The organism is Actinotalea sp. (assembly GCF_041597215.1).
GTDB lineage: Bacteria > Actinomycetota > Actinomycetes > Actinomycetales > Cellulomonadaceae > Actinotalea.
Map to the genome: position 1 here is coordinate 1 of NZ_JBFHHB010000196.1, position 5,973 is coordinate 5,973.

A 5,973-nucleotide genomic window follows, 5' to 3' on the forward strand; every position below is an offset into this window, starting at 1 on the left:
CCCGTTGGCGAGCGCCGTCGCCCTCGCCGAGGCCACGGCGGCCCATGAGTCGTCGGTCGCGGTCACGCCCAGGTCGGGCCGGGCCAGGGCGAGGCTCGCAGCGACGACACCCGTCCCGCAGCCGAGGTCGAGAGCCGTCCTCGCCCCGGGCGCCATCGATCGCTGGGCATCCAGCAGGACTCGCGTCCCGAGGTCGATCGAGGTCCCGGCGAAGGCCGGACCGTGCGCGCAGACGGTGAGGCCGAGGTCGTCGTGCCGGGCGACCGCCGGCCAGGCCGAGCCGGTGCGGTCGGCCCGCGGCCCCGAGGCGTGCAGCACCCGCGACTTCTGCCGCGCGAGGTGTGCGCTCACGTCGGTGAAGTACCGGGAGAGCACCTCGTTCATCCCCGTCGTCATGTGCTTGATCCGGCCTCCGGCGAACACCCGCACACCGGGGGCGGCGTGCTCGGCGACGAGGCCGGCGATCTCGTCGAGCGCGGCGAGCGAACGCGGGAGCTGGATCAGCACGACCTCGGCGCCCGCGAGGAGCGCGGCGTCGAGCCCGTGGGAGGTGAAGGTCCCCGCGAGCCCGGCGCGGTCGGCGTTCGCGTCGAGGGCACGTCGCCCGGTGAGCTGGTCGACATGGGTGCGCACCTCGCTCGCCCCGTGCAGCGCGACGGCACCGAGGGTCAGTGCCCCGAAGCGGTCGCCGATGACGCTCACCGTGCCGGGGGCGGCGCTCGCCAGGGCCCCGGCCGACTCGTCGAGCAGCAGCCGGTCGGTCGCGTCGACGGCGACGAGCTCGGGTGCCTCGAGAGCCGGCCATCTGCGCAGGAGGTCGAAGGTGAAGTCGGTCATCAGAGGTCAGCTCCGGGTCGCCGGGACATGCACGGGCGGGGCCGACCGGGCGTCTCCACGCTACGTCACCGGACGCCGAGGCGGACCGGTGGCCGGACCGGGCCTGGACGGACCCGGGGGTGTTCTGTACGTTTCGTCCACATCCGGGCCCGTCATGGACGGGCCCCCATCGGGCGCCAACGCTGCCGTCGCATCCTCCGCCCGGGCAACGATCCGGCCGGAGAGCCCCGTCCCGCCGACGTTGGAGCGCCCATGACGCTCGTCTCGCCCTCCGCTGCGACTTCCGGCCCCACCCCCATCGACCGCCTCATGGCCACGCCCGCGCGCACCTCCCGGTCCGGCGCACATGCCCGCCGCCCCGCAGAGAACGAGGCGGCGCAGAGTCCCTCCCTCATGCTCCTGGTGCTGCTCGCCAGTGCCGGCGTCGTGCTCTACGCCAGCTTCCTCGGCAACCCCGCCAACCGGGGTGACTGGCTGCCGTGGCTGATGGTCATGGCAGCCGAGGCCGTCCTGGTCGCGCACACCCTCCTGGCGATGTGGACGGTGCTGTCGAGCGGCCACGACGCGCGTGGCTTCGGTTTCCATCACGCCAAGGACCAGCTGTACGACATGGCCGAGATCCTGCGTGACCGGGCGGGGGACCACCCGCGGCGGTGGCGGATGTTCCTCGGCGGTCGGCCCGTGTCCGTCGACGTGCTGATCACGACCTACGGCGAGGACCTCGGCACGATCCGTCGTACGGTCGCCGCGGCCGTGGCGATGAACGGAGCGCACCTGACCTGGGTGCTCGACGACGGTCGTTCCGACGAGGTGCGCGACCTCGCGGCCGAGCTCGGCGCCAGGTACGTGCGCCGCCTGTCCGGGAGCGGGGCGAAGGCGGGGAACCTCAACCACGCCCTGAGCCTGACCGGCGGGGAGTACTTCGTCGTCCTCGACGCGGACTTCGTCCCCCGGCCGGAGTTCCTCGAGGAGACCATCCCGTTCTTCGCGGACGAGGACGTCGCCTTCGTGCAGACCCCGCAGGTCTACGGCAACCAGCACAACGTCATCTCCCGTGGCGCCGGGTACATGCAGGCCGTGTTCTACCGCTACGTCCAGCCGGGGCGGAACCGCTTCAACGCGGCCTTCTGCGTGGGGACCAACGTCGTCTTCCGGCGTCGTGCGATCGACGAGATCGGCGGGATCTACGCCGACTCCAAGTCGGAGGACGTCTGGACCTCGTTGCTGCTGCACGAGAAGGGCTGGCGCACGGTCTACATCCCGACCGAGCTCGCCGTCGGGGACACCCCGGAGACCATCGAGGCGTACACGAAGCAGCAGCTGCGATGGGCGACGGGTGGCTTCGAGATCATGTTCACCCACAACCCGCTCTCCCCGCGGCGCCGGCTCACGGTCGACCAGCGCCTGCAGTACACCGTGACGGCGACGCACTACCTCACCGGCATCGCCCCGATGCTGCTGCTCCTGGTGCCTCCCCTGCACATCTACTTCGGGATGAGCCCGATCGACCTCCAGATCTCCGCCGGCACCTGGGTGCTGTACTACGGCGGCTTCTACCTCATGCAGATCGCTGTCGCCTTCTACACCCTCGGCTCGTTCCGCTGGGAGGTCCTGCTCCTCTCGTCGGTCTCGTTCCCGATCTACGTCCGTGCCCTGCTGAACGCGCTGTTCCGGCGTGAGCAGCGGTGGCACGTGACCGGGAGCACCGGCCGTTCGGAGTCGCCGTTCACCTTCATCCTCCCGCAGGTGCTCTTCTTCAGCTTCCTGCTGCTGACCTCGGCCGTCGGGGTGTGGCGCGACATCAGCGCCGGGTCGTTCAGCCTCGCGCTGGCGTGGAACATCACCAACACCGCGATCCTCGGCGGGCTGATGGTCACCGCCCTGCGCGAGTCCCGGTCGGTCAGCAGGGCAGGTCGGCGAGCCGCTGCCCCCTTGCCCGATCCGCTCGACTTCCTCGACGCCGACGACCGGCCCGCCGGGTCGGCGCGCGACGGCGGGGAGGGCGACGGCGGTGACCTCAGCCGGTTCCCCGCGAGGTCCGGCGCCCTCCTCTCGAGCGGAGCCGTCCGATGAGCTGGGCGAACCGGGCACGACTGGCCCTCGGGCTGCTGGCCGTCCTTGCGGTGGTCGCCGCGGGGACGATGCACCTGAACGCGTCGCGAGGGATCGTGCCGAGCACGTCGGCGCAGATCGCGGCGGAGAGCGCAACCGTCGCGACCCCGTACTCCGGGCTCGTCATCGACCAGCTCGTCGAGGTGGGCGACGAGGTCGTCGAGGGGCAGCCGCTCTTCCTGCTCGACTCGGCGAACCTGCAGCGGGACGTCGCGATGGGTGCCGTCCCCGAGCGGACCGTCGAGACCTCCGTCGACGAGGAGGGCTACCTCCTCGTGCGGGCGACGGTCGACGGCACCGTGACCGCTGTCGAGGCGACACCGGGCACGTACGTCCGGGAGTCGGTGGTCCTGGCGTCGGTCGAGCGCTCGGGGTCCCTCCAGGTCGGCGCGCAGTTCCTCCTCAGCAGCGAGCAGTACGCGCGGCTCGCTCCGCACGCCGCGGTGGACATCGTCCTCCCGGGGGGTCGCGAGCTCGTCGGGGAGGTCTCCGACGTCGCCGTCGCGACCGAGGACGGCAAGGCGCAGGTCGTCGTCACGGTGGACTCCGACGCCCTGCTCGAGGCGCAGGGCGAGGACCGTCTGGTCGCCGACGGCGTCCCGGTCACGGTGCGACTGCACCTGGAGAACGACGGGTGGGTGACCGAGGTCACCGCTGCGGTGCGTGGCGCGCTCGCGGATGTCGCGGACCGGGTCACCGGAGCCTCGGGCGGCAGCTCCTCGTGAGGCGCCGGATGCTGACCGTCGTCGTCCCGCTCGTGGCCGTCATCCTGGTCGGGGGTGCGGTGCTGGTGGGGACCCGAGGGTCGGGGACGGCCGGCACCGGACCGGCCGACGCGGTGCCGCCGCCGGCCGTCGACCCCGCCGACGTCGCGGCGGTCCCGGCGCGCTCGGTGGCGGACCTCGACCCCGTGCGGCTCGCGGACGGACTGCTGCCGCCGACGAATCGATGGTTCAGCGGGCTGGTCTTCGGGGAGACGGCTCAGCCCGTCTTCGCCCTGCCGCTCTCCGTGTCGCTGACCGACGGCGGGTTCTCCCTCGGTGTCCCGGTGCCGGTGACCAGCGAGGCGGCCGTCCTCGGTCCGCACCTGCCCGCCCTCACCGTGGACGTCGGCGCGCGGTCCGCCGACGTCGTCGCCTACGACGACGCGTCGGTGACGGTCGCCCTGCGCGACGGGGCCGGTGGCGAGCTGGCGAGGTTCGTGCTCGCCGAGGGGTCCCCGCTCGTCCCCCTCACGGCGACGGTCGACCTCGAGGTGCGCACCGATCTCTTCGGCGACGTCACGGCCGGCGAGGTCACGACGGTCGAGCGCGACGGGCGCACCTGGGGGGTGCTCCCGCCTGCCGACGCGGCCGCGGGTGCGGGTCTGCGGGTCGCCGCCGGAGAGACGATCACCTGGTTCGCCCTTCCCGACGGTGCGCCGGCGGCCGCGGCCGAGGCGCTCGCCTCCGCTGCGGCGCATCCGGTGACCGGGACGGCGGCGAGCCACGGGCTCGACGACGACATCGCCCGCACCACGATCGAGTACCGCACCGTCGACGACGAGCCGACGGCCTGGGTCACCATGCCGCACCACCGGGCAGGGGAGCAGCCGGAGCGCAGCTGCGGCCTCGGCACCTACCCCAGCGTGTACGGCGACCTCGAGCTGTGCACCGGTACCGAGCTGAGCTCCTGGGCGCCCCGCCTCGAGCCCGCAGGGGCGCTCGACCTCGCGGGTCTCGACCCGGCCGAGCGGGAGGTCGTGATCGCCCAGCTCGCCGAGGACGTGGCGTCGACCCCTGACGACCCGGCTGACACGTACTTCGGAGGCAAGTGGTTGGCCCGTGCCGCGACCCTCGTCGTCCTGGGCGAGCAGCTCGGGGCGGCCGATGTCGTGCAGCCGCTGCGGGAGCGGGCCTCGAGCCTCCTTCGGCAGTGGGCGGAGCCGCAGGGCTGTGCCGTGCGCGAGGCCAGGTGCTTCGTCCACGACCCGGGTGCCGGGGGCATCGTCGGGTTCTCGACCTCCTTCGGCTCGGAGCAGTTCAACGACCACCACTTCCACTACGGCTACTTCCTCGCGGCCGCGGGGATGCTCGGCGCGGACGACCAGGACCTGGTGGCGGACGTCGCCCCGGTGATGAACCTGCTCGCCGAGGACATCGCCGCCGGGACCGGCTCTCCGTCCTTCCCGCGGCTGCGGGTGATGGACGTGTACGCCGGGCACTCCTGGGCCTCGGGCACCTCTCCGTTCGCGGACGGCAACAACCAGGAGTCGCTCTCCGAGGCCGTCAACGCCTGGAACGGACTGGGGCTGTGGGCGGGCGTCTCGGGCCGGGAGGATCTCGGGGTCCAGGCCGAGTGGCTGCTCTCGACCGAGGCGGCTTCGACGCTCTACTGGACCCACCTCGACCTGGACGACCCGGTCTACGAGGGTTTCGCGCACGAGGTGATCGCCCTGAACTGGGGCGGCAAGCGGGACTGGGCGACGTGGTTCTCCGCCGAGCCGAGCGCGATGCTCGGCATCCTCCTGCTGCCGGTCACCCCGGTCTCGGAGTACCTACGCACGGACCCGGACCGGATCCGTGCCTCGATCGCCGAGGCCGCGCCGGACGGCTACGACGTCCTCTTCGGCGACTCCCTGCTGATGTACCGGGCCCTGGCCGGTCCGGAGGACGCCGACGCGGCGTGGGTCGACGCGCTCGCACTTCCGGACGAGCGGGTCGACGACGGGATGTCCCGGGCCTTCATGCTCGCCTGGATCGCGGTGCACCGGTAGGTCGGGGACCTCTGGCGGCCCGCCCGTGCCGCGGGTGGGTCAGCGCTTCGGCCACGCCCAGGGCGGCCCCTCGAACGCGAGCTGCCCGGGGATCCGCGTCTCGCCGCCCGACTTCACGAGCTCGAGCATCCGGGCGTTCGGCCGCAACGCGCGGACGAGGTCCGCGGCGTGGGTCACGGCCACGACCTGGGAGCGCTCGGCTGCCGTCACGATCATCGCCCCGAGGGCCGGCAGCAGGCTCGGGTGCAGGCTCGACTCCGGCTCGTTGA

Annotated in this window: 4 protein-coding genes and 1 pseudogene; 3 read left to right on the forward strand and 2 right to left on the reverse strand. The window is 72.8% G+C overall.

The annotated features are described in order from the left end of the window. Nucleotides 1–837 (reverse strand): methyltransferase (locus tag ABWK99_RS12515; protein ID WP_372595034.1); only part of this gene is annotated, 837 nt, incomplete at its 3' end. A 252-nt stretch (nucleotides 838–1,089) separates the two neighbouring features. Between ABWK99_RS12515 and ABWK99_RS12520 the strand changes: the two genes are divergently transcribed. The 3 genes from ABWK99_RS12520 to ABWK99_RS12530 are packed head-to-tail and all read left to right on the forward strand — an operon-like array spanning nucleotide 1,090 to nucleotide 5,704. Beyond that, the gene (locus ABWK99_RS12520; RefSeq protein ID WP_372595035.1) at nucleotides 1,090–2,910 is read left to right on the forward strand and encodes a glycosyltransferase family 2 protein; all 1,821 of its coding nucleotides are present in this window, start codon (nucleotides 1,090–1,092) and stop codon (nucleotides 2,908–2,910) included. Further along, a complete protein-coding gene (locus ABWK99_RS12525; RefSeq protein WP_372595036.1) occupies nucleotides 2,907–3,674 on the forward strand; it encodes an HlyD family efflux transporter periplasmic adaptor subunit in 768 nt (255 codons plus the stop codon). Before ABWK99_RS12520 ends, ABWK99_RS12525 begins: the two co-directional genes overlap by 4 nt. An 8-nt stretch (nucleotides 3,675–3,682) precedes the next feature. After that, entirely contained in the window at nucleotides 3,683–5,704 is a 2,022-nt protein-coding gene (locus tag ABWK99_RS12530) for a glycosyl hydrolase (RefSeq protein ID WP_372595037.1), read from the forward strand. 39 nt (nucleotides 5,705–5,743) lie between these two features. Here ABWK99_RS12530 and ABWK99_RS12535 read toward each other — a convergent pair. Next, a pseudogene (locus ABWK99_RS12535) lies at nucleotides 5,744–5,973 on the reverse strand (ATP-binding protein); the annotation flags it as partial.